Raw genomic sequence first — 22,368 nt, 5'->3', positions numbered from 1 at the left:
TTGCCCATGGTTGCCGTCGCCGTGGCGTCCGGCGCTCAGTCCAGTTGCAGCAGTGCGCTGACGGCGGTCTGCAGCATGTCCACCAGTTCCGGGTCCATGTAGCGATACTCGTCAGGAATATCGAGCACATGCAGGCGCTTTTGCGCCAGCAGCCGGCCGTAATCGGCCTTGAGGCGGGACTGGTGCCTTTCCTCCATCACGAGAATCACGTCGGCCCAGGCCACATCGTCGGCTGACACGCGGTGGCGGGCGCCCGCACTGGTGCCGCCCGAGCGCACCTGCAAGGCAGGGTGCCTGCGCCAGACCTGCTCTGCCGTGGGGCTGCGCCACTGGTTGCGGCTGCAGACGAAGAGGACCTTGAGGCGGTTGTCATTGCGGGGCATGGCTGACAAGGGGGATGGATGGTTGAGAGGACTGGCGCGCAGTGTAGGGCGCGGCGATTTGCAGGCGGCCCGCCATCCCCTATGATGCGCGACACCTGTGAATAATCCCAGGTACTCGCAACCCACGGAAAGGTCCACGCACCATGAACGGTCACTGTCTTTGCGGCGCAGTCAGCTTTGTCTCTCCCCAGGCCCGGGAAATCGGGGCCTGCCACTGTGGGTACTGCCGACGCTGGGGCGGTGGCCCCATGCTGGCGGTGCATTGCGGGCCCGATGTGAAGTTCGAGGGCGGCGAGCACATAGGCACCTATGCCTCCTCCGAATGGGCCGAGCGCGCCTTCTGCAGGCAATGCGGCACGCACCTGTACTACCGGCTGCACGCCACGGGCGAGTACTTTGTGCCGGCCGGCGCCTTCGAGTCGCAGGACTTTGAGTTGGCCACGCAGATCTACATCGACAGAAAGCCCGGCTACTACGACTTCGCCAACCAGACGCCGACCATGACCGAGGCCGAGGTCATCGCCCAGTACGCGCCCCCGCAGGAATGAGGCACAGCACCATGCCCTTGCACGATGACGCCAGCGGCCTGGCACTGGAGCCTGCCGCACGGCCCGGCGATCCGCTCGATCGCATCGACACACCCAGCCTGGCGCTGGACCTGACGGCCTTCGATGCCAACCTGCGCACCATGCAGGACTGGGCCGACCGCCATGGCGTGGCGCTGCGCCCGCATGCCAAGGCGCACAAGTGCCCCCAGATCGCGCTGCGCCAGCTGGCGCTGGGCGCGCGTGGCATCTGCTGCCAGAAGGTGAGCGAAGCGCTGCCCTTTGTGGCAGCCGGCGTGCGCGACATCCTGATCAGCAACGAGGTCGTGGGGCCGGCCAAGCACGCGCTGCTGGCCCGGCTGGCGCGCAGTGCGCGCATGGCCGTGTGCGTGGACAACGCGGCCAACCTGGTGCAGTTGTCCGAGGCCATGTCGCAGGCGGGCGTGGAGATCGACGTGCTGGTCGAGGTGGACGTGGGCCAGGGCCGCTGCGGCGTCACGGGCCCCGAGGCCGTGCTGGCTCTGGCGCGGCAGGCGCGTGACCTGCCGGGCCTGAATTTCGCGGGCCTGCAGGCCTACCACGGCGCGGCGCAGCACCGGCGCAGCCGCGAAGAGCGTGCGCAGGCCTGCCAGGAGGCTGCGAGCCGGGCGGCGGCCTGCGCGCAGCTGCTGCGCGACAACGGCCTGGCCTGCCACACCATCACGGGCGGCGGCACGGGCAGCGTGGAGTTCGATGCGGCCAGCGGCGTCTACACCGAGCTGCAGCCGGGCTCCTATGCCTTCATGGATGGCGACTACGGTGCCAACGAATGGGGCGGGGCGCTGGCCTTTCGCCGCAGCCTGTTCCTGCTGTCCACGGTGATGAGCACGCCCGCGCCGGACCGCGTCATCCTCGATGCGGGCCTGAAATCCACCTCGGCCGAATGCGGCCCGCCTGCCGTCTACGGCACGCCGGGCCTGCGCTGCGTGGCCATCAATGACGAGCACAGCGTGGTATGCGTGGAGCCTGGCGCCCAGGCGCCCGCCCTGGGCAGCGTGCTGCAGCTGCTGCCCTCGCACGTGGACCCGACATTCAACCTGCACGACGAGCTGGTGGTGCTGCAGGGCGGCACGGTGCACGCGCTGTGGCCGATTGCGGCGCGCGGGCTGTCGCGCTGAAGACGGCATGAAAGAAGCCGCCGGCCTTGCGGCGCGGCGGCTTTTTTGCGTCTGCGGCCTGCTGTGGCCTGTGGCTTACAGCTCGATCTTGGCGCGGCGGATCACGTCGCCAAAGCGCTTGTTCTCTTCGACGATGAAGGCCTTGAACTCTTCGTTCGTGGGGAAGTAGTTCTCGTAGCCGAAGGTCTGGAACTTGGGCTGGATGTCGGGCTCGCGCAGGACTTTCATGGTGTCCTGGCGGATCTTCTCGACCACGGCCGGCGGCGTGGACTTGGAGACGGCAAAGGCATTCCAGCCGGTGACCACGGCATCGGCCGGGCCGCCGGACTCGGCCACGGTGGGCACGTCTTCATAGCCCTTGAGGCGGTGGGGCGCCAGCACGGCCAGGAAGCGCAGCTTGCCCGAGCGCATCAGCGGGCCGGCCGTGCCAGAGGAGCCCAGCGCAAAGGCCAGCTCGCCCGTGGCCACGCTGGTGTACAGCTGGCTGGTTTCCTTGTAGATGACGTGTTCCATCTTGGTGCCCGTCAGCGACTCCAGCAGGGCCGAGCCCAGGTGCACCGGGTTGCCCACGGACCACGAGCCGTAGTTGAGCTTGCCGGGGCGCGCCTTGGCGTCGGCAATCAGGTCGGCCACGGTCTTGTAGGGGCTGTTGACCGGCACGCAGACGAAGAAGAAGGTGCGAAACAGCGGCAGGACGACTTCGAAGTCCTTGTCGATGCTGTAGGGCAGCTTCTTGAACAGGTGGGGATAGGCGGCCAGGTGGACGTTGTCCAGCTGGATGATGTCCGTGCCGTCGGTGGCGCCGCGCTTGAAGGCCTCGATGGCGATGAAGCCGTTGCCGCCGGGGCGGTTTTCCACGATGACGGGCTGGTTCCACAGGCGCGCCAGCTTGTCGGCCACCAGGCGCGAGGTGCCGTCCGGCCCGCCGCCCACGGGGAAGGGGTTGATGATGCGCACCTGCTTGGTGGGCCAGTTGGTGGCGGCACCCGACTGGGCACGCGCGGGTGCCAGGGCGCCCATGGCCAGGGCGCCAAGGGCGAGGCCCGCCTGGCGGCGATTGATGCGGAAGGCGCTGTCTTTCATGGTTTGTCTCCGAGTCGCTGTTGGGCTTGCTGGGTGGCCTAGTCCTATGCCGGCAAGGCACAGGCTGCTCTTGTTTTTACGCTCTCTTGCGGGAGCGGCTGGATCATCCAGTCGCCGCATTGTGTCAGTTCGTTGCAAAGCACCTAGCCGTGGCTGGCGCTAGCAGCTATAGCAAAATGGCATAAGTGAGGAGGCGAGAGAACATGAATTTGCAGCAGATAGAGACGTTCGTGCATGTGGCCGAGACCGGCAGCTTCAGCAAGGCGGCCGTGCTGCTGGAGACGGCGCAACCCGCACTGAGCCGCCAGGTGCGCGCTCTGGAGACCGAGCTGCGCGAAACCCTGCTGATCCGCACCGGCCGCGGCGTGACGTTGACCGACGCGGGCCGCCGCCTGCTGGAGCACGGCCACGCCATCATGCAGCGCGTGGCGCTGGCCAAGGAGGATCTGGGCAGCCAGCGCGACGAGCCCGTGGGCCGCATCGTGGTGGGCCTGCCGCCCAGCCTGGCGCGGCGCCTGACGCTGCCGCTGATCGACCTGTTCAGCAAGGACATGCCCAAGGCCCGCCTGGCCGTGGTCGAGGGCTTTTCCATGAACATTGCCGAATGGCTGACTTCGGGCCGCATGGACCTGGGCCTGGTCTATACGCCCGAGCCGCATCCGCACATCGAGGTCACGCCCGTGCTGGAAGAGCGCCTGTGCCTGATCGGCCCGACGCGCACGCTGGGCGGGCGCAGCAGCGTGCGCTTTGAAGAGCTGTCGCAGTTTCCGTTGATCATGCCGCAGCACGGCCAGATCTTCCGCAAGCTGATGGAGGCCCAGGCCACGCTGTCCCAGGTCAAGCTCAACGTGGTCTGGGAAGTGTCCAGCGTGCCGGCCATCCTGGACTTGGTGCGCGGCGGCTACGGCTACGCCGCGCTGACCGACAGCGCCATGCGCAGCCACCTGACCGATGCCGAGCTGGTGGGCATTCCCATCGAATCGCCCCACGTGGTGAGCACGCTGTGCTTGGCGCAGTCGGCCAAGAAAAAGGCCACGCCGCTGATCCGCAAGACTTCTCTGGCCCTGCGCGAACTGAGCCGGCTGGTGTGCGCGCCGCTCTGAGCGGTTGCAGCGACGGCGGCAGGTCGCAGGTCAGCAGGCCTCAGAGCAACGGCCGCAGCTCCCGCGCCGCCTCCTGCAGCAGCGGCGGCAGCTCGGCCACCATGTCGGCCGGCGCCATGCGCTGGGGCGAGGTCACGATGTTGAGCGCGGCCACCGTGCGGCCCTCCATGTTGCGCAGCGGCACGGCCAGGGCTTGCACGGCCAGCTCATGCTCTTCCAGGGCCAGGCAGAAGTCCTGTCGGCGCACTTCGTCCAGCACGCCTTCGAGCGCTGCGCTGTCGGTGACCGTGTGGGCGGTCAGGCGCCGCAGGTCGTGCGAGGCCAGCCATTGCCTGAGCTCGGCCGCAGGCAGGGCGGCCAGCAGCACGCGGCCCGTGGAGGTGGCGTGGGCGGGCAGGCGGCTGCCCAGGTGCAGGCCGTGGGCCATGAGGCGCTGGCCGCGCTCGTGCAGGGCGCTGCGCGCGACGATGACCACCTCGTGGCCATCGCGCACCACGCAGGAAAACGACAGCTGGGTCTGCGCCGCCAGCCGGTAGAGCACGGGCTGGACGATGCGCGGCAGCCGCGCCGAGGCCAGGTAGCTGCCCGACAGCCGCAGCACCTTGGGCGCCAGCCAGAAATGGCTGCCGTCCGTCTCCAGGTAGCCCAGGTGCGCCAGCGTCAGCAGATGGCGGCGCGCGGCCGTGCGCGTGATGCCCGAGCGCTCGGCCGCCATGGTGGCGTTCAGGCGCTGGCGCTCGGTGTCGAAGCTCTCCAGCACGGCCAGGCCCTTGGCCAGTCCGGCGATGAAGTCATCGGGGTCGATGGGAAAGGGCTGGTTCATGGGCGGGGAGTGCGTGCATGCAGGTAGTGCGCGATTGTCGCGCAGATTGCGCGATCACCGCGCAACTCATGTGCCAGCCCCTCGTCTTTGCGCTGCCTCAAAACTAGTCTTGGGACCAGGCCATGGCATGAACCGGCCATGACATCGAACAACGCAACGGAGACAGATCAATGCGTACCCAAGTCGCCATCATCGGCGCAGGCCCTGCCGGCCTGCTTCTCGGCCAGCTGCTGTACCGCGCGGGCATAGACAACGTCATCATCGAGCAGCGCAGCGCCGACTACGTGCTGGGCCGCATCCGCGCCGGCGTGCTGGAACAGGTCACCGTGGACCTGCTGGAGCAGGCCGGCGCCGACGCCCGCATGCGCGCAGAAGGCCTGCCGCACGACGGCATCGAGCTGCTGTTCGGCGGCCAGCGCCACCGCATCGACCTGCACGGCCTGACCGGCGGCAAGCGCGTCATGGTCTACGGCCAGACCGAGGTCACGCGCGACCTGATGGAAGTGCGCGCCGCCGAGGGCCTGACCACGGTCTACGAGGCCAGCAACGTGCAGCCCGTGGGCTTCGATGGCGACAGCCCCGTCGTGCGCTATGAGAAGGACGGCCAGGTCCATGAGCTGCAATGCGACTTCATCGCCGGCTGCGACGGCTTTCACGGCATCTGCCGCGCCAGCGTGCCCCAGGACAAGGTGCGCACCTTCGAGAAGGTCTACCCCTTCGGCTGGCTGGGCCTGCTGTCGGACACGCCGCCCGTCTCGCACGAACTGATCTACGCCCAGACCGAGCGCGGCTTTGCACTGTGCAGCCAGCGCAGCGCCACGCGCAGCCGCTACTACCTGCAGGTGCCGCTGACCGAAAAGGTCGAGGACTGGAGCGACGAGGCCTTCTGGAACGAACTGCGCCTGCGCCTGGACCCCGAGGCACGCGAGCGCCTGGTGACCGGCCCCTCGCTGGAAAAGAGCATTGCCCCGCTGCGCAGCTTCGTGACCGAGCCCATGCGCTTCGGCCGCCTGTTCCTGGCCGGCGACGCGGCCCACATCGTGCCGCCCACGGGCGCCAAGGGCCTGAACCTGGCCGCCTCGGACGTGGGCTACCTGTCCAGCGCCTTCTCGCAGTACTACCGCGACAAGGCGCCCGAAGGCATCGACGGCTACTCCGAGCAATGCCTGCGCCGCGTCTGGAAGGCCGAGCGCTTTTCGTGGTGGATGACCTCGCTCATGCACCGCTTCCCCGACGCGGGCGGCTTCGACACCAAGGTGCAGGAGGCGGAGCTGGACTACATCGTCAACTCCCGGGCAGGCTCGACCTCGCTGGCGGAGAACTATGTGGGGTTGCCGCTGGTGTGAGGGCCGGCGTGAGGCCCCGGGCGCCGCCGAGGCTGCGCCCGCATTGATGCGCGCCTGTCGCCACAGCATTGCGCAAATTTGCAGGCCGCCTCGCCCGGACGGGCACGGGCGAGGAGTAAGCTTGGCAGGTTATGGCGCACATCACGTTTCCCCCTCCCTATATCGCTCCCCAGAATGCAGCGCAGTCGCTGCGCGACGCAGGCTATGCGGTGCTGCGCCCCGATGAATTCGCGGCCTGGGCGGGCGTGTCCTTGACCGAGCTGCATGCGCTCGATGCCGACTGGGCCCAGCTGCCGCCCGATGCCTTTCTGAAGGACGGCGGGCGCTACCGGCGCCGCCGCCATTCCTGCTTCATCGCGGGGCAGGACGGGCTGCAGCAGGTGGAGCACCGCGCGCACTGGCAGCCGGTGGAGTACAACGCCCTGCATGGCGGCATGCTGCGCATGTTCGAGCCCATGCGCGATGCCACGGCGCAAAGCGCCACCTGGAGCCGGCTGCTGCTGGCGCTGGCGGGCCTGTCCGACCAGGTGTTCTGCGCCCAGGGCGATGATGTGCAGCACGAGCGCTGGTTCATCGAGTCCCACCAGTTCCGCATCGACACCACGGACGGCATTGGCCGGCCCACGCCCGAAGGCGCGCATCGCGACGGCGTGGACCTGGTGGCCGTGATCCTGGTCGGGCGCGAGGGCGTGAAGGGCGGCGAGACGCGCATCTTCGAGGCCACGGGCCCCAGCGGCCAGCGCTTCACGCTGACCGAGCCCTGGTCGGTGATGCTGCTGGACGATGCCCGCATGATCCACGAGACCACGCCCATACAGCCCGAGCAGCCGGGCGGTGTGCGCGATACCCTGGTGCTGACCTATCGCCGCCAGGGGTTCCAGGGCTCGGAGCTGACGCGTCGCCGCAAGGATTGATGCAGCTCAAGACGCTGGCGCATGATGGGCGCACACTTTGGTTCATCGACCCGGCCGCCCCCGATTCCTGAGGGCGGCCAAGCACAAAGGAGAAAACGCATGTTCAAGCACATCCTGGTTCCCGTGGACGGCTCCAACAGCTCGATGCTGGCGGTCCACAAGGGCGTGGAGCTGGCCAAGGTCTTTGGCAGCACGCTGACGGCGGTCTACGTGGTGGACCCCTATCCGTTCACGGGCGTGGGCGCCGACTTCGCCTACGGCCAGTCGCAGTACCTGAGCGCGGCCACGGCCGAGGCCAACACCACGCTGGACGCCGTCAAGAAGATCACCGACGAGGCCGGCATCACCGCCACCACCGTGGTGGGCGAAGGCCATGCGGTGCACGAAGGCATCGTGCGCGTGCTCGAGAGCACGGGCGCCGACCTGATCATCATGGGCTCGCAAGGCCGCCGTGGCCTGGAAAAGCTGATGCTGGGCAGCGTGACCCAGCGCGTGCTGGGCGCCGTGCGCGTGCCGGTGCTGGTGGTGCGCGAGTAATCACCGGACCGCTCGGCCCTTCGCCGGGTGAAACGTCAACGGCTCCTTCGGGAGCCGTTTTTATTGGTGCGCTGCAGGGGGAGAGGGCGATCAGCGATTGAGCAGCCGTGCCAGCCAGCCCTTTTTCTTGCGCTGCAGTTCCAGCTCCTGCAGCACTTCGTTCTTGAGCCTTTCCTTCTCGGCGGCAGGACTGGACTCGCGCGCCATGCGCAGATAGGCCTTGGCCGAGTCCACGTAGCCGGTGTCTTCGTTGCGGATGTGGTTGAACAGCCAGCGCGAGAGCATGCCGTGCAGCTCGGCGGCCACGTCCTCGCCGGCATCGAAGCGGGTCTGCATCTCGATCACGCGGCGGGTGAACAGCTCGTGCACCTTCTTGTGCGGGCCGGCGAACATGTAGCCGGCGCTCTCGATCAGGCTTTCCTCGAACACGAAGTGCGAGACGGTGTAGTCGATCATCTCGCCGATGACATCGCCCAGGGCCTCGCGGTCGGGCGAGGAGCGCAGCTCGTAGAGCTTGTTGATGTAGTCGACGATGCGGCGGTGCTGCCTGTCGATCTCTGCAATTCCGGTGTCCAGCTCGGGGACCCAGACCAGCAATGCCATGGCGTTCTCCAGGAATTCGATGATTTCCGGAGAAGTATTCACGGGACTGTCACATCGCCCCTTGATGCAGATCAGTCTGATCTGCATCAAGGAGACGCGGCGTCACTCGATCTTGGCGCCCGAGGACTCGACGATCTGCTTGGACTGCCTGAAGTCGGCCTGGAACATCTTGTCGAAGTCGGCCACGGTCATGGACTGGGGCTCGGCGCCCTGGGTCTGGATGGCGTCGCGCACTTCGGGCATGGCCAGCAGCTTGTTCACTTCGGCGTTGACCTTGGTCACGATGGCCGTGGGCGTGCCCTTGGGCATGAACAGGCCGTACCAGGTGCTCACGTCAAAGCCCTTGAGGCCCGATTCGGCCAGCGTGGGCGTGTCGGGCAGCGAGGACGAGCGCTTGGCCGAGGTCACGGCGATGGCGCGCAGCTTGCCGGCCTTGATCTGGCCGATGGCCGAGGGCACGGAGGACACCAGCAGATCCACGTTGCCGGCCAGCGCATCCATCAGGGCCGGATTGGAGCCCTTGTAGGGCACGTGCACCAGCTGGATGCCCGCCGCTTTCTCCAGCAGCACGCCCGAGAGGTGGATGCTGGTGCCATTGCCCGGCGAGCCGTAGGTCACCTTGCCCGGGTGCTGCTTGGCAGCGGCCACGATGTCGGCCAGGGTCTTGTAGGGCGAGTTCACGCTGGTGGCGATCACGATGGGCGTGTAGGCCACGTGGGCCACGGGCACCAGGTCCTTGACCGGGTTCCAGGGCAGGTTCTTGTAGAGGTAGGGGCCCAGGACCACGTTGTCCTTCTGGCCCATGACCATGTCGTAGCCCGTGGGCGCTGCCTTGGCGGCCTCGGTGATGCCGATGGTGCCGCCTGCGCCCGCGCGGTTGTCGGGCACCACGGTCCACTTGCTGACTTCGGTGAGCTTGTTGGACACCACGCGCGCGAGGATGTCGGTGCCGCCGCCGGGCGGGAAGGGCACGATCATGCGCACGGGCTTGTTCGGATAGTCGGCAGCCGCACCTTGGGCGGCTGCGGAAAAGCTCAGGCCCATGGCGGCGGCCACGGCGGTGCAGGTGATCAGTTGGCGGAACATGAAAGAAGAAACTCCAGGGTCTGATGGGGCGGTGCAACCTTCTCGCAGCGGACCGGCAGCGCCGGGCCGCCCATGCGGTGGGTTGTCGATGATCGGGGAGGGTGGTTCCGCCATCTTGCATTGGGAAACCCGCTATTTGGGCGGATTTCCGCAATCTGTGCCACAGGGGCTTCCACCAAGGAGCAGCTTGTGCCTGCTCCAGAGGGAAGCGGGCTATTTTATGCCGCCTTGGTGCCTGGCCGCAGGCCAGGCGCTCAGCCCTGCGCCAACTGCCTGTCCAGCACGCGCACCGTCTCGTACAGCACCCGGGTGCCGTCCAGCAGCTGGGACGGCTCTATCCATTCCTCGGGCGCGTGGCTGCGGCCGTGGAGGCAGGGGATGAAGATCATGCCCATGGGGCCGGTGGGCGCCATGTAGACGGCGTCATGGCCGGCGCCGCTGGGCATGCGCATGTGGGCGTAGCCCAGGTTGTCGCAGGCCTGCTCCACGCCCTGCATGACCAGGCCAGCGCAGTCCGTGGGCTGGGAGCGGCTCACGTCGGCCATCTCGGCACGCACGCGCAGGGCGGCCAGGCCGGGCAGGACTTCGGCCAGCAGTTCCTCGGGGAAGCTCTCCAGCACGCCGGCGTGGTCGCTGCGCACTTCCATCATCATCTCGACCAGGCCGGGCACGGCATTGGAGGCATTGGGCGTGAGCGAGAGCCGGCCCACGGTGGCCACCACATAGTGGGGCTGGCCATTGAGCGCAGCGGCCTTGCGGTTGGCCGCATCGATGATGCGCGCCGCGCCCACCAGCGCGTCCTGTCGGATGTCCATGGGCGTGGTGCCTGCGTGGTCGGCCTGGCCGTGCACGGTGAAGCCCACGCGGCGTATGCCCACGATGTTCGTCACAACGCCAATGGGCAGGCCGCGCTGCTCCAGCACCGGGCCCTGCTCTATGTGCAGCTCCACGAAGGCGGCCGTGCCGCCGGCGCTGCGCAGCGGGCGGTCCAGTGCCTCGGGCCGTGCGCCGATGCGCCGCATGCCTTCGGCCAGGGTTTCGCCTTGCGGGTTGCGTGCCGCCAGCATGGCGGCGTCCAGCTTGCCCGACAGCGCGCGGCTGCCTATGCAGGAGATGCCGTAGTCGCTGGGCTCCTCGGACAGGAAGTCGATCACCTCGAACGGGTGCTGCAGGGCGATGACGTTTTCATGCAGGCAGTGCGCCACCTCGATGCCGGCCAGCACGCCGATGATGCCGTCGAAGCGCCCGCCCATCATCACGGTGTCGCAGTGCGAGCCGGTGGAGATGGGGGCGCGTTCTGCGCCGCCCGCAGCGGCCTGGGCAGACGGCAGGCGGCCGACCAGATTGCCGCCTTCATCCAGATGCACCTGCATGCCCGCGGCCGCGAACTCGGCGCGCAGCCAGGCGCGGGCCTGGTCGAACTCGGGCGAGAAGGCGCGGCGGGTCCAGGGCCGGTCGGGCAGGGTGAAGGTGGACAGGGTCTGGACACGGCGCCAAAGGCGCTCGGCATTGATGGGGGGCAGGGCGGTCATGGGTCTCGGTGAGTTCTGCGGCAGGCGCGCGAGCCGCGCAGGCAGGCTGGGCGAAGCGGGGATTGTCGCGCGCAAAGGCGGTGCTCATGCAGACGTGCGCAGGCTCCTGAGCAACCGCTCCAACGTGTCGAAGCTCACGGGCTTGACCAGGTGGTGGTCCATGCCGGCCTCGCGCGATCGTCTCAGGTCATCCTCCTGCCCCCAGCCCGTGAGGGCGATCAGCAGCACCTGGTCGCGGCCCTGTCGGGCGCGGATGCGGCGCGCAACTTCCAGGCCGTCCATGCCGGGCAGGCCGATGTCCAGCAGCACGACGTCGGGCCTGAAGGCGTCGTGCATGGCCAGCGCGCCGGGGCCGTCGCGGGCGATCTCGACCTCGGCTCCCAGCAGCCCTAGCAGCATGGACAGGGTGTCGGCGGCGTCCGCGTTGTCATCGACCACCAGGATGCGGCCGAAGGCTGGCGCATCCCCGGACTGCGCGCCTGCGGCCGGGCCGGGCAGGGAGGGCACATCGGCGGGTGCATGGGCGGATGCATCGGCAGGTGCATGGGCCGGCAAGGGCAGGCGCAGCCGCAATTCGCTGCCCTGGCCCGGACCTTCGCTGAGCGCCTGCACGCTGCCGCCGTGCATCTCCACCAGGCTGCGCACCAGTGTCAGGCCGATGCCCAGGCCCCCCTGGCCCCGGCGGCCGCCGCGGTCCACCTGCATGAACATGTCGAAGATCCTGTCCAGCAGCGCGGCGGGGATGCCTATGCCGTCGTCACGCACGGAGATCACGGCCTGCGCACCCTCTGCCCAGGCCGCCAGCACGATGTGGCCGCCGGGATCGGTGTACTTGGCGGCATTGTTGAGAAGGTTGGTGACCATTTGCGCCAGCCGCACGGGGTCGGCCGGCAGCAGCAGGGTCTCGGCGGGCAGCTCCAGCTGAAGCTGGTGGCCGCCGGATTCCATGACCGCATGGCTGGCCGCCGCCACGCCTTGCAGCACGTTGTTCAGGTCCACCACCTCCTTGCGCAGCTGGACCTTGCCCGTGGTGATGCGCGAGACCTCCAGCAGGTCGTCCACCATGCGCACCATGTGGTTGACCTGGCGCTCCAGCATCTCCTGGCTGCGGCGCGCGCTGTGGTCGCCATGGACGGTGCGCTTGAGGATTTGCAGGCCGTGGCTGATGGGTGCCAGCGGATTGCGCAGCTCGTGGGCCAGGGTTGCCAGGAACTCGTCCTTGCGCCGGTCGGCCTCCCTGAGGTGCTGCTCGGCGCGCTTGAGTTCGGTGATGTCCTGGATGACGGAGCAGGTGCCCACGAGCTGCCCGCCGTCATCGCGCAGCGGAGCGGCGCTGACGCGCATCCACCATTCGCGGCCCTCGTCGTCGGTGTGCAGCATCTCCAGCCCCGGCATGACCACCTCGCCGCGCAGCGCGCGCCTGCCGGGCCAGTTCTCGGGCGGTATGGGCCGGCCCTTGTCGTCCCAGCCGCGCCAGCGCTGCACGCGGTCGGCAAGGGTGGACGGGATGGCGCGCGGGACGAATCGGTCCATGAGCGCATTGCTGAGCACCATGGTGCCGCCCATGTCGGACACGCCCACGCCCGCCGGCATCTGGTCGATGATGGCGCGCAGCCTTCTCTCGTTGGCGCGCAGGGCGGCATGGGCCTGCTCGCGCACGCGCTCGAGCTGCAGCAGCGAGGCGACGCGCGCCAGCAGCTCGCGCGCCGAAAAGGGCTTGACCAGGTAGTCGTCCGCGCCTGCGCGCAGGCCTTCGACCTGGGCCTCCTGGCCTGCACGCGCGGACAGCATGATGACGGGGATGGAGCGCGTGGCCTCGTCGCTGCGCAGCGCATGCAGCAACTCGAAGCCGTCGAGCACGGGCATCATCACGTCGGCAATCACGAGATCGGGCCGCTGGCGCCGGATGCAGTCCAGCGCGGCCCGGCCGTCGCCGGCCACCTCCACCTCGTACAGCGGACGCAGCAACTGGCCGATGTAGCCGCGCATGTCGGCGTTGTCGTCGGCGCAGACGATGCGCGGCCGGGGGCCTTGCGGTTCGGCCCCAGCCGGAACGCCGTGCGGGGCGTGCGGGGCGTGCGTGGGCGATTCGCCCGGCACCCACTGCCGCGTCTCGTCCACGAGCTGGCGTGCGGCCGGGGCGCCCGCGCCGTGCCCCGGCGGCGGCGGGGTTGACGGTGACGCGATGGGGTTCACCTGTTCGGCCGGCAGGTGCGCGCTGCCCTTGGGCAGCCGCACGGTGAAGCGGCTGCCCTCGCCCTCCGTGCTGGTGACCGTGATGGTGCCGCCATGCAGCCGCACCAGTTCCTGCACCAGGGCCAGGCCGATGCCCGTGCCCTCGTGCGTGCGGGCGGGCTTGCCCGGAATGCGGTGAAAGCGCTGGAAAAGATGGGGCAGGTGCTGGGGCGCAATGCCCGAGCCGGTGTCGCTGACGGACAGCTCCACCGCAGGGCCCGCGTCGTGCAGCGCCACGGCGATCTCGCCCTGCAAGGTGAACTTGAAGGCGTTGGACAGCAGGTTGAGCACGATCTTTTCGTACATGTCCTGGTCCACGTAGACCGGCCCTTGCAGTGGCGGGCAGTCCACGCGCAGCCGCAGGCCCGCCTGCTCCATGGCCGAGCGGAACACGCTGGCCAGCTCGGCCGTGGCGCGGGCCAGGTCCGTGGGCTCGTAGCTGGCCTGCATGCGCCCGGCCTCAATGCGCGCGAAGTCCAGCAGGGCGTTGACCAGCTTTTGCAGGCGCAGCGCGTTGCGGTGGACCATCTGCGCCTGATCGGGCGGCAGGTGGCCGCCGTGCTCGCGCAGGGCGTCGTCCAGCGGCCCCAGGATCAGCGTCAGCGGCGTGCGCAGCTCGTGGCTGACGTTGGAGAAGAACACGGTCTTGGCACGGTCCACCTCGGCCAGGGCCCGGGCGCGCCGCGCTTCCTGCTCATAGGCCACGGCGTGCGCGACAACGCCGCCCGTGTGGCTTGCCACCATATCGAGGAAGGCGCAGTACTCCGCATCCAGCGGGCGGCGCGGGCTGACGCCCAGCACCAGCACGCCCGAGGCCTGGCCGTCGCCCGACCAGCGAACGGGCACGATGCGCGCCAGGCGCGAGGGTTCGGGCCAGGGGCCGCCAGGCAGGGTCAGGCCCAGCTGCGCCAGGTCCACGTTGGCCGGCTGGCCCGATTGCACGGCCTGGGCCAGCGGCCAGGGCGCGGGGTCGGCCGCCAGGTCGGTGTCCATGCCGGTGGAGCACAGCAGCTGGAAGGCCGGGGGAGCGGTGTCTGCGCTGCCTGCATCCGGGGCGGCCTGGCATTCGTAGATGATGGCGAAGGGCACGTCGTAGGGGTTTTCATCCAGCACGGCGCAGACCTTTTCGCCCGCGTCCTTGGCACTGCGCATGTCCAGCGTGCGGATGCCCAGGCGGTGCAGCGTCTCCAGGCGCCGCCGGCTGACGATTTTCTCGGTGGTGTCGGTGCAGGGACAGAACACGCCCTGCACGGTGATGCCGTCATCGGCCAGGATGGGGCCGTAGGTGAAGGTGACGAAGACCTCTTCCTGCGGCAGCTCGCGGTCGAAGAAGTAGCGCGCATCGGTGGACCAGGTGGCCTGGCCCGTGCGCAGCACGCCCTCCAGCATGGGGCCGATGTCGTCCCAGATCTCGCTCCAGCATTGCGCGCCGGCCTGTCCCAGCGCCTTGGGGTGCTTGCTGGTGCCCAGGAAGGGAATGTAGGCGTCGTTGTAGATCAGCCGGAAGTCATCGCCCCACCAGATGATGATGGGAAAGCGCGAGCCCAGCATCAGGCTGGCGGCGTTGCGCAGGCTTTGCGGCCAGCTCTGCGGCGAGCCCAGGGGCGTGCCCTCCCAGTCGTGGGCGCGCACGCGCGCCGCCATTTCGCCGCGCTGCGGCAGGAATCCAAAACTGTCTTCTGAATTCACGGGTTCTCCCACGGGATTGCCGACTTCGCGGGCCGGCCTGTGTCGTTGATCCAGGCGCCGGGGCCGCGGGGGCGGCGCAGCTATCGCGAGGCGGATTGCGCTGCAGGTGCGGCGCCTCGCCTGCGGGCGCTCTTGCGGGCAGCGCAATGCGCTGCTTGCCGGCCCCGGCCGCAGCCCGATTGCCTGCCGCCGCCGCTGTCCTTGTCCACGGTGGCCCACAGGCGCCTTTCGGCCTCTTCATGGCCTGCGCCGCGCGATTCGTGGCTGTGCACTATGTGCCGGGCCTGGCGTTTTCGCTCATGGGTATCGGTGGATTTGTCTCCTCGGGGCATGTCACACTCCCTTGCGGGTCTGTTCCTGCTCGGGCGCGGGCGGCAATTCTATGGGGGGCGCCGTGGTGGGCGGATCTATCGGCTCGGGTCCGCGCGGGCGGCCGGGCTGGCGGTTGGGATCGTCGGGTGCCACGGGGTCGTTGGGCGTGGTCGGCACCTGGGGAATATTGGGTGCGTGGGGCAGGGGGTGGTTCATGGCTGCTGCTGTCCTGAGGGGAAGGGTTGATACAAGTGCGCAGGCGGGCTCAGCGTGGCGCGGTGGTGGCGGGTGCGGTGGCCGGATCGGCCTGCGGCGGCGTCATGGACGGCGCGGCAGGTGCGGCAGGTGCGGCAGGTGCGGCCGGCGAGGCATAGGAGGTGGGTTCTGTCGCTGGCGTTCCGGTGGCGCTGGGCGCATCCAGCCGCCCCCTGGGTGCCATGAAGTTGAACATCAGCACCAGGATCAGTGCGACGGCGGCCGTGAGGGCGGCGATGCGCAGCGGCCAGCGGCCATCGCGGATGTGGTTGTTCTCGCTGCGCTGGCGTTCGAGGGGGGCGTGCACTCTGCGGGGAGGGGTGTCCATGGCGGTCTCCTTCAATCCATGAGCCTTCACCTTAGGCCGGACGGCGGCCTGCAACTGTCGGACAAGGCAGGACCTGGGGGAGCGACAAGCCGCTGCACGGCAGTGGGGCTTGGCAGGACACACCGCCACGGGCAGCGGCGCCAAGGGCCATCGCAAGGCCGCGGCCGCGACGGCAGGTGCCGTGTCAGCCGTGGCGCCTGCGCCGGTCGGCCGGCGCTATGCGCAGCAGCTGGCGGTACTTGGTGACGGTGCGGCGGGCCACGACCAGGCCCTGGGCGCCCAGCTGGCGTGCGATATCGACGTCGGACAGGGGCCGGGCATCGGATTCGGCCGCGATGATGTCGCCGATCAACTCGCGGATGGCCGTGGCCGAGCAGGCGCTGCCGCTGGCACTGAGCATGGGGCGCGAGAAGAAGTGCTTGAGCTCGAACACGCCCGTGGGCGTGGCCATGTACTTGTTGTTGGTCACGCGCGAGACGGTGGATTCGTGCACACCCACTTCCTCGGCAATTTCGCGCAGCACCAGCGGCTTCATGGCCATGGCGCCGAACTCCAGGAACAGCTCCTGCTTTCGCACGATGGCCCGGGCCACGTCCAGGATGGTGGAAAAGCGCTGCTCCACATTGCGCACGGTCCAGCGCGCGTCCTGCAGATGGTCGGCCAGCTGGGCCTGGCCCGTGCAGCGGTGGCGCTGGAACAGCTGCTCGTAGACGCTGTTCAGTCGCACGCGCGGCACGACGGCGGGGTTCAGTTGCACATTCCAGCCGCTCGGTCCCCTGCGCACGATCACGTCGGGAACGATGTAGTCCACGCGCGTGGAGCCGAAGCTCCAGCCAGGCCTGGGGTTGAGGCGCCGTATGGCATCCATGGCCTGCACGACCTGGGCCGCCGGCACCTGCAGCGCCTTGGCCAGCCGCGGCACGTCGCGCGCGGCCAGCGCGTCCATGTGGTGCAGCAGCAGGGTCTGCGACAGCTGGCGCAGCGTGGCGTCGGCCATCTGCGGGCATTGCAGCAACAGGCATTCGCCCACGCTGCGCGCGGCCACGCCCGCCGGATCCAGCGATTGCACCAGTCGCAGGGCGATGAGCATTTCCTGCGCATCGGGCGCCGGGCTGAGCGCCAGCAGGCCGGCCAGCTCCTGCAGGTCCGTGCGCAGATAGCCGTCGTCGTCCAGCGATTCCACGATGGCGCGCGCCATGCACAGGTCGCGCGGCGTCATGGCCGTCACGTTGAGCTGGCCGTGCAGGTGCATGGCCAGCGTGGTTTCGCAGGCAGCCGTGTCCATGGCGGAGCCTTCCGCGTCAACGGCCTGGCGCGCGCCCAGGTGCATGTCGGCCACCCACAGGTCGCGGTCATCTGCGGGCTCGGCATCTTCCAGGAATGGGTTGTCCTCCATCTTGCTGCGCACCATCGCGGCAAAGTCCAGCGAGGACATCTGCAGCATGCGCACCGCGTGCTGCAAGCGCGGGGAAAGCGTCTGGGACTGGCGTATGTCCGCCTTGAGGTGCATGGAACCCATCTCGTCTCCTTGTTGCGATGGCCACAAGGACGCAACGTTCATGCCCCGATCAGCGTGGCGAATCGTCTGGATACACTTTGGGCACGAAACCTGCTGCGTACTTGCTGCGCAGAAGGCACAGGGGCCCGGGGTTCGGCCGTCGCTGCGGGTATCGGCTTTGCAACAGCAGGGCCGCTCAAGGCGCCTGCGGTAAAAATTTCCGCTCGGGCGCAAGGTTTTCTGCAAACTTTGCCATGTACCAATCCACCGGTTTTCACACGGTCCCGCCGCCGGGAACCCTCAATGCAGTCCCGCAAGGCGGGGCGCGCGGCGCCGCACGCGGGCCATCCATGTCCATGCGCCTGAGACGGGTCCTGTTGCTTCTGGCCTTGCTGGTGCTTGTGCTGGCTGCCTCGTCCTGGCTGCTGTTGCGCGCCTATCAATCCGGGCACGCGGCGCAGGAGCAGGCCGTTCGCATCGCCAGCATGGCCGCGGCCCGCCTGCTGGACAGGCAGGAGCCACGCGCTGCCAATGCCGAGCAGGCGCTGGCTGCCGTCCAACCGCTGCTGGAGGCAGGATGGTCCGGCTTTCTGGTGGACAGCGCGGGCCGTGCGGTGCCGGCCGGCACGGCTGCGGCAACGGGTCAGCCTGCCTTGCCCGCTGATTTCAGCGAGCGCCTGGCTTCCAGCCTGGCGCACGGCTGGCTGGATGTGCCCGACGCGCAGGGCGGCCCCCTGCGCGTTTTCTTCAGCAGGACGGCCCAGGGCTGGACCTGGGTGAGCTGGGTTCCCTGTTCCGCGCTGGATCCGGCGTGTTCCCCGCTCCTGAGGGGCGTGATCTGGGCGGCGATCGTGTTGTTTGCGCTGGCCGGCCTGGGCCTGGCGGGGCTGGCCTTGCGTGGCAGGGCGGACCCGATGAGGCCGGCCCGGCGCAGCCAGGCCGGCGGCGCACCGGGGGAGCGGGACAACGAAGCCGGCGAGGCCCATATCCAGAACGAGCGCCTGCAGGTGGTCGGCCGGCTGGCAGGCCGCTTCTCCCATGAGTTCAACAACCAGCTCGGCGTTCTGAGCAACAGCGCCTATCTGATTGAGCGTCGTTCGGAGGACCCGAACCTGCGCCTGCCTGCACAGGCCATGCTGCGTTCGGTGGACACGGCCAGTCGGTTGACGCAGCAGCTGCTGCGCTTCGGGCCGCGCCACAGCACGCATGCGCTGGTGGTGGATCTGTACCGCTGGTTGCCGGGGGTGCGGGGCACGCTGGCCGTGGTGCTGGGAAAGCGCGTGGCGCTGGAGGTGGCTGAGCCCGCCGAGGCCAGCCCGCCGGGCCAGCCGGCCGCGCGCCTGGGCGTGTATGTGGACCCTGACGAGCTGGAGCTGGCGCTGATCAGCATTTTCCTGTCCGTGCGCGAGGCCTTGCCCGATGGCGCACGCGTGCGCATGGCGGCACATCCCGTGGGCGGACATCTTGCGGCATCGGCCGCCAAGGGCGAGCAGGTGGAGATCCGCATCGAGGCCGTGGCCCACTGGCAGGACACCGAGCCGGGGCCGGAGGGGGCGGGTCCGGGCGTAGCGGGCGTAGCGGGCGTAGCGGGCGTAGCGGGCGTAGCGGGCGTAGTGGCCGCAGCCAGCGCCGAGGCGCCGCAGCGGCCGCAGGAATCCCGCCCCGGCGTGCGGTTGAGCGACGCCGATGCAGATGCCTCCTGCGGCCTGGCCCTGGCGCGCCGGCTGTGCCTGGCTGGCGGTGGCGTGGCGTGGGCCGAGGGCGGCAGCGGGGGAGGCGACGGCGATGGAGACAGCGGCGGCCTGGCCGTCTCTCTGGTCCTGCCGCGCGTGCCCATGGCGGCGCAGGATTGTCTTGCGCAAAGCCTGGACTGAGCTGGCATTCGCGGCCCTGGAAACAGGACTGCGCGCCGGGGCGCGCAGTCAGCAAGCAGGAAAGTCGAAAAAGAGAGGAGGGCCGAGCCCGGTCAGCGTGCGAGGCGCGCGATCAGCAGCCCCGCCGCCAGCGCCGTGGCAATGGAGCGCAGCGGTTTCTTGCACACGGCGCTGCCCTGGCGGGAGAGGTCGGTGCTGCCAGCGGTACTTCTGGTCTGGAAGGGATCTTTGCTCATGGAGGCTCCTTTCCTGCAAGTCAATGGCCCGTGGCCGGGCCGGCTCAGTGGCGCATGCGCGGTTTGCACAGGTTGAAGATGGCCAGCAGCGCAACGGCGCTGGCCATGGAAATGAAGATGGACATGGATGTGGCCGGCACCTGCGCCTGCGCATCCATGGCCGAGGGCGCCAGCAGCGGCGCCAGCAGCCAGCCGCCCAGCAAGGCGCCGATGGCGCCTATTGCCACGTTGAGCAAAATGCCTTGCTGGGCCTGGGTGTTCGTGACCATGCTGGTGATCCAGCCGATCAGCCCGCCCACCATCAGCCAGATGAGGAAATCCATGGCATCGCCTTTGACAAAAGTTGCAGTTGAATATCAATGGCAATCGGCGTGCCTGCCCGTCGCAAGCGACTCAGCGCTCCGGTTGCGGGGTGCCGTTGTTCCGGGCCGGCGCGGGGCGGATTTGTGCCCGCTCGGCTTCGCGGCCTGAAGGTGTCTGGGCGTCCAGGCCCCGGTCGGGCGACTCGCTGACCTGGGGCAGATCGGCGGCGTGTTCTATCAATTCCTCGATGATGAAGCGGCCGTAGAGCTGGGCGCGCTCGGCGCCGGCGGCCTTGAGGGCATCGGCGGCGTTGCGTGCGGCCTCGTCGCTGTCCACCCGTACCACCAGCCAGTGGTAGCCGCGCTCGGCCAGGGCCTGGTGGGCCTTGACCAGATTGAGTTCCTGGCCCACGGCGGCCACGGGACTGGCCTGTCGCAGGTCTTGGTCGATCTGGGCCAGCATTTCCCGGTCGGTGTAGCGCCGTACGTCCTGCTCGGGCAGGTTCAGCGCCTGCAGCGCCGCCATGCCGTCATCGGCCTGCGCAGCCGTGGGAAAAGAGACCACCATGTGGCCCACGGGCTTGAAGACACCGTAGGCGCGGGCAGGAGAGGAGTCCATGGGCTTGTCCTTGGTTGCTCAAAGGTGCTTGCAGGGTGGCAAGCAGCGTGCCCGCAAGGCAACGGCAGCAGGTGCTGTGCGCGTCTGCGCACGTGTCAGCCGGGTTCGGGGTCCGTCCTGTCCTTTTTGCCGCCCGCATAGTCCTTGAGCCGGTTGTACAGCGTCTTGAGGCTGATGCCGAGCACGGCGGCCGTGCGTTCCTTCTGGTACTTGCACTGCTTGAGCGTGGCCTGGATCAGCAGCCGCTCGGCCTGCGCCATGGTCATGCCGATGGGCAGCTGTATGGTGGCCGGCTCCATATCGGGCAGGTCGTAGGCGTCGCCTGCCGCGCCGTGGTCGGCGAACGGATGCACGGCGACAGGCGCGGCCTGCGCAGTGGGCGGCAATTGCGGGGCGTTGGCGGCCAGCTGTGCAGGCACGGATGTGTGCACGGATGCGTGCAATGACACCGGCATGGGGGCGGGCTGGGCAATGGCCACCGGTGGGCGGGGCAGCCATTCGGTGCCTACCTGCGGGCCGGGCTCCATGACGTAGGCACGCTGCACGGCATTGCGCAGCTCGCGCACATTGCCGGGCCAGCTGTGCTGCGCCAACTGCCTCAGGGCCGACGCCGTGAACTGCTTGGTCTGCCCCTCTCGCTGCGAGATGGCCTGCAGCAAGTGCTGGGCCAGCAGCGGGACGTCGGACAGGCGCTCGCGCAGCGGCGGCAGCTCGATGGGAAAGACGTTCAGCCGGTACAGCAGGTCCTCGCGCAGCCTGCCGCTGGCCACGGCCTCGAAGGGGCAGCGGTTGGTGGCGGCGATCACGCGCACATCGGTCTGCAGCGTCTGGGTGGAGCCCACGCGCATGAAGCGGCCGGTCTCCAGCACGCGCAGCAGCTTGACCTGCAGCTCCATGGGCATTTCCGTGATCTCGTCCAGGAACAGCGTGCCCGTGGCCGCGCGCTCGAAAAAGCCCTGGTGCTGGCGGTCGGCGCCCGTGAAGCTGCCCTTTTCGTGGCCGAAGATCTCGCTTTCGATGAGATGCGGCGAAATGGCGCCGCAGTTCACGGCAAGAAACGGGCGGCTGCGCCGCTGGCTCAAGTCGTGCAGGGTCTGCGCCACGACCTCCTTGCCGGTGCCGCTCTCCCCCGTGAGGAACACCGTGACCGAGGTGCCCGCCACGCGCTCCATCTGCTGGTACAGGCGCTGCATGGGAGGCGATTGGCCCAGGAGCCGGCCAAAGCGGCCTTCCTGCGCGCAGTAGCTGCCAGCGGGTGCGCAATGGTCTTGTGCCGTGATCTGATCGGAGGCCGGGCCTGCGCCGTTGCGGCTGTCCGCGCCCGACAGGCCCGGCGTGGGGATGAGAAAGCGCGAAAGAATGTCCTCGAGCCGGCCTATGCCCACGGGCTTGACCAGATAGTCCATGGCGCCTCGGCGCAGGGCTTCGATGGAGGAGTCCAGGCTGGCATGGCCGGTCACCAGCACGATCTGCGAGTCCTGCGGCACTTGCCGGTCGCCGAACAGGTCCATGCCGTTGCCATCGGGCAGCTGCAGGTCCAGAAGAACCAGGCTGGGCGGCTGCATGGCCATCTGGCGGCGCGCATCGCGCAGGGTGTGGGCCACGGCGACCGAAAAGCGGTCCACGCCCACCAGTTCGCGCATGGTGGCTGCCGAGTCCGCGTCGTCATCGACGATCAGCACGTGGTTCATTCCATGGCCTCCAGAGCTGCTGGCCGCAGCCTGTTTTGACAAAAATTCATGATCCGGCAGTTTAGGGGCTGGGATGTATGCATCTGTGTCAGTCCACAGGCACAGTGCTTGCCGGGTGGTCCGGTCCCCGCCGCCGTCGCCGCAAAGAGAGGATCAAGCGGATCAGGCGGGCCGGCGGCTGGCGCCCTGGCCACGGCGGGGCGGGGTCCTGCGGGGC

The 22,368-nt window shown here is 68.8% G+C and carries 21 protein-coding genes; 7 read left to right on the top strand and 14 right to left on the bottom strand.

Features of this window, described 5'->3' with window-relative positions; genetic code table 11:
- Positions 1 to 35: 35 nt before the first annotated feature.
- Positions 36 to 383 (bottom strand): low molecular weight protein tyrosine phosphatase family protein, encoded by a 348-nt coding sequence (locus GRX31_RS27145; RefSeq protein ID WP_016446371.1) that lies wholly within the window; start codon positions 381 to 383, stop codon positions 36 to 38.
- Positions 384 to 526: 143 nt separating this feature from the next.
- On the opposite strand from GRX31_RS27145, the gene GRX31_RS27140 reads away from it, so the two are divergent.
- Positions 527 to 931 (top strand): GFA family protein, encoded by a 405-nt coding sequence (locus tag GRX31_RS27140; RefSeq protein WP_016446370.1) that lies wholly within the window; start codon positions 527 to 529, stop codon positions 929 to 931.
- Positions 932 to 942: 11 nt separating this feature from the next.
- On the top strand, positions 943 to 2,085 hold the full coding sequence (locus GRX31_RS27135) for a DSD1 family PLP-dependent enzyme (RefSeq protein WP_016446369.1): 1,143 nt from the start codon (positions 943 to 945) through the stop codon (positions 2,083 to 2,085).
- A 75-nt stretch (positions 2,086 to 2,160) separates the two neighbouring features.
- On the opposite strand, the gene GRX31_RS27130 is transcribed toward GRX31_RS27135, so the two are convergent.
- Positions 2,161 to 3,168, bottom strand: a complete 1,008-nt coding sequence (locus tag GRX31_RS27130) for a Bug family tripartite tricarboxylate transporter substrate binding protein (RefSeq protein WP_016446368.1) — start codon at positions 3,166 to 3,168, stop codon at positions 2,161 to 2,163.
- A 203-nt stretch (positions 3,169 to 3,371) separates the two neighbouring features.
- Here GRX31_RS27130 and GRX31_RS27125 point away from each other — a divergent pair, with 203 nt between their 5' ends.
- Positions 3,372 to 4,271, top strand: a complete 900-nt coding sequence (locus tag GRX31_RS27125; RefSeq protein WP_016446367.1) for a LysR family transcriptional regulator — start codon at positions 3,372 to 3,374, stop codon at positions 4,269 to 4,271.
- Between the two features lie 40 nt (positions 4,272 to 4,311).
- Here GRX31_RS27125 and GRX31_RS27120 read toward each other — a convergent pair whose 3' ends face one another.
- Positions 4,312 to 5,094, bottom strand: a complete 783-nt coding sequence (locus GRX31_RS27120) for an IclR family transcriptional regulator domain-containing protein (protein ID WP_160855741.1) — start codon at positions 5,092 to 5,094, stop codon at positions 4,312 to 4,314.
- 170 nt (positions 5,095 to 5,264) lie between these two features.
- Between GRX31_RS27120 and pobA the strand changes: the two genes are divergently transcribed.
- From pobA to GRX31_RS27105, 3 genes are all read left to right on the top strand, one after another.
- Positions 5,265 to 6,440 carry a 4-hydroxybenzoate 3-monooxygenase gene (gene pobA / locus GRX31_RS27115; RefSeq protein ID WP_160855739.1) on the top strand — a complete coding sequence of 392 codons (1,176 nt, stop codon included), beginning with the start codon at positions 5,265 to 5,267 and terminating at the stop codon, positions 6,438 to 6,440.
- A 131-nt stretch (positions 6,441 to 6,571) separates the two neighbouring features.
- Positions 6,572 to 7,354, top strand: coding sequence for a 2OG-Fe dioxygenase family protein (locus tag GRX31_RS27110; protein WP_016451485.1), 783 nt, complete (start codon positions 6,572 to 6,574; stop codon positions 7,352 to 7,354).
- A gap of 99 nt (positions 7,355 to 7,453) precedes the next feature.
- Positions 7,454 to 7,891: a universal stress protein gene (locus GRX31_RS27105; RefSeq protein ID WP_016446360.1), complete on the top strand. Its 438-nt coding sequence runs from the start codon at positions 7,454 to 7,456 to the stop codon at positions 7,889 to 7,891.
- A 90-nt stretch (positions 7,892 to 7,981) separates the two neighbouring features.
- Here the strand turns inward: GRX31_RS27105 and GRX31_RS27100 are convergent, their stop codons facing one another.
- The 7 genes from GRX31_RS27100 to rpoN form a co-directional block, all read right to left on the bottom strand.
- A complete protein-coding gene (locus GRX31_RS27100; RefSeq protein ID WP_223275325.1) occupies positions 7,982 to 8,536 on the bottom strand; it encodes a bacteriohemerythrin in 555 nt (184 codons plus the stop codon).
- A 60-nt stretch (positions 8,537 to 8,596) separates the two neighbouring features.
- On the bottom strand, positions 8,597 to 9,580 hold the full coding sequence (locus GRX31_RS27095; protein ID WP_034366137.1) for a Bug family tripartite tricarboxylate transporter substrate binding protein: 984 nt from the start codon (positions 9,578 to 9,580) through the stop codon (positions 8,597 to 8,599).
- A 254-nt stretch (positions 9,581 to 9,834) separates the two neighbouring features.
- Complete coding sequence (locus GRX31_RS27090) at positions 9,835 to 11,112, bottom strand: Zn-dependent hydrolase (RefSeq protein WP_160855737.1); 1,278 nt, start codon at positions 11,110 to 11,112, stop codon at positions 9,835 to 9,837.
- Between the two features lie 84 nt (positions 11,113 to 11,196).
- Positions 11,197 to 15,036: an ATP-binding protein gene (locus GRX31_RS27085; protein ID WP_337193985.1), complete on the bottom strand. Its 3,840-nt coding sequence runs from the start codon at positions 15,034 to 15,036 to the stop codon at positions 11,197 to 11,199.
- A 333-nt stretch (positions 15,037 to 15,369) separates the two neighbouring features.
- Positions 15,370 to 15,564 (bottom strand): hypothetical protein, encoded by a 195-nt coding sequence (locus GRX31_RS27080; RefSeq protein WP_160855735.1) that lies wholly within the window; start codon positions 15,562 to 15,564, stop codon positions 15,370 to 15,372.
- A 49-nt stretch (positions 15,565 to 15,613) separates the two neighbouring features.
- On the bottom strand, positions 15,614 to 15,931 hold the full coding sequence (locus GRX31_RS27075) for a hypothetical protein (RefSeq protein WP_160855733.1): 318 nt from the start codon (positions 15,929 to 15,931) through the stop codon (positions 15,614 to 15,616).
- Between the two features lie 184 nt (positions 15,932 to 16,115).
- Positions 16,116 to 17,450, bottom strand: coding sequence for an RNA polymerase factor sigma-54 (gene rpoN / locus GRX31_RS27070; protein WP_160855731.1), 1,335 nt, complete (start codon positions 17,448 to 17,450; stop codon positions 16,116 to 16,118).
- A 233-nt stretch (positions 17,451 to 17,683) separates the two neighbouring features.
- Here rpoN and GRX31_RS27065 point away from each other — a divergent pair, with 233 nt between their 5' ends.
- Positions 17,684 to 19,303: a hypothetical protein gene (locus tag GRX31_RS27065; protein WP_160855729.1), complete on the top strand. Its 1,620-nt coding sequence runs from the start codon at positions 17,684 to 17,686 to the stop codon at positions 19,301 to 19,303.
- Positions 19,304 to 19,395: 92 nt separating this feature from the next.
- Here the strand turns inward: GRX31_RS27065 and GRX31_RS30670 are convergent, their stop codons facing one another.
- From GRX31_RS30670 to GRX31_RS27050, 4 genes are all read right to left on the bottom strand, one after another.
- A complete protein-coding gene (locus GRX31_RS30670; RefSeq protein WP_016446351.1) occupies positions 19,396 to 19,539 on the bottom strand; it encodes a hypothetical protein in 144 nt (47 codons plus the stop codon).
- Positions 19,540 to 19,583: 44 nt separating this feature from the next.
- Positions 19,584 to 19,862 carry a GlsB/YeaQ/YmgE family stress response membrane protein gene (locus GRX31_RS27060; RefSeq protein ID WP_016446350.1) on the bottom strand — a complete coding sequence of 93 codons (279 nt, stop codon included), beginning with the start codon at positions 19,860 to 19,862 and terminating at the stop codon, positions 19,584 to 19,586.
- A 70-nt stretch (positions 19,863 to 19,932) separates the two neighbouring features.
- Positions 19,933 to 20,460: a hypothetical protein gene (locus tag GRX31_RS27055; RefSeq protein WP_133074225.1), complete on the bottom strand. Its 528-nt coding sequence runs from the start codon at positions 20,458 to 20,460 to the stop codon at positions 19,933 to 19,935.
- Positions 20,461 to 20,555: 95 nt separating this feature from the next.
- Positions 20,556 to 22,151, bottom strand: a complete 1,596-nt coding sequence (locus tag GRX31_RS27050; protein ID WP_017404825.1) for a sigma-54-dependent transcriptional regulator — start codon at positions 22,149 to 22,151, stop codon at positions 20,556 to 20,558.
- Positions 22,152 to 22,368 lie beyond the last annotated feature (217 nt).

Origin of the sequence: Delftia sp. CH05, assembly GCF_009827015.1 — a bacterium.
GTDB classification, from domain to species: Bacteria; Pseudomonadota; Gammaproteobacteria; order Burkholderiales; family Burkholderiaceae_C; genus Comamonas; species Comamonas tsuruhatensis.
The sequence above is the reverse complement of the archived record's forward strand: the minus strand, read 5'-3'. Positions and strand labels throughout refer to the sequence as shown.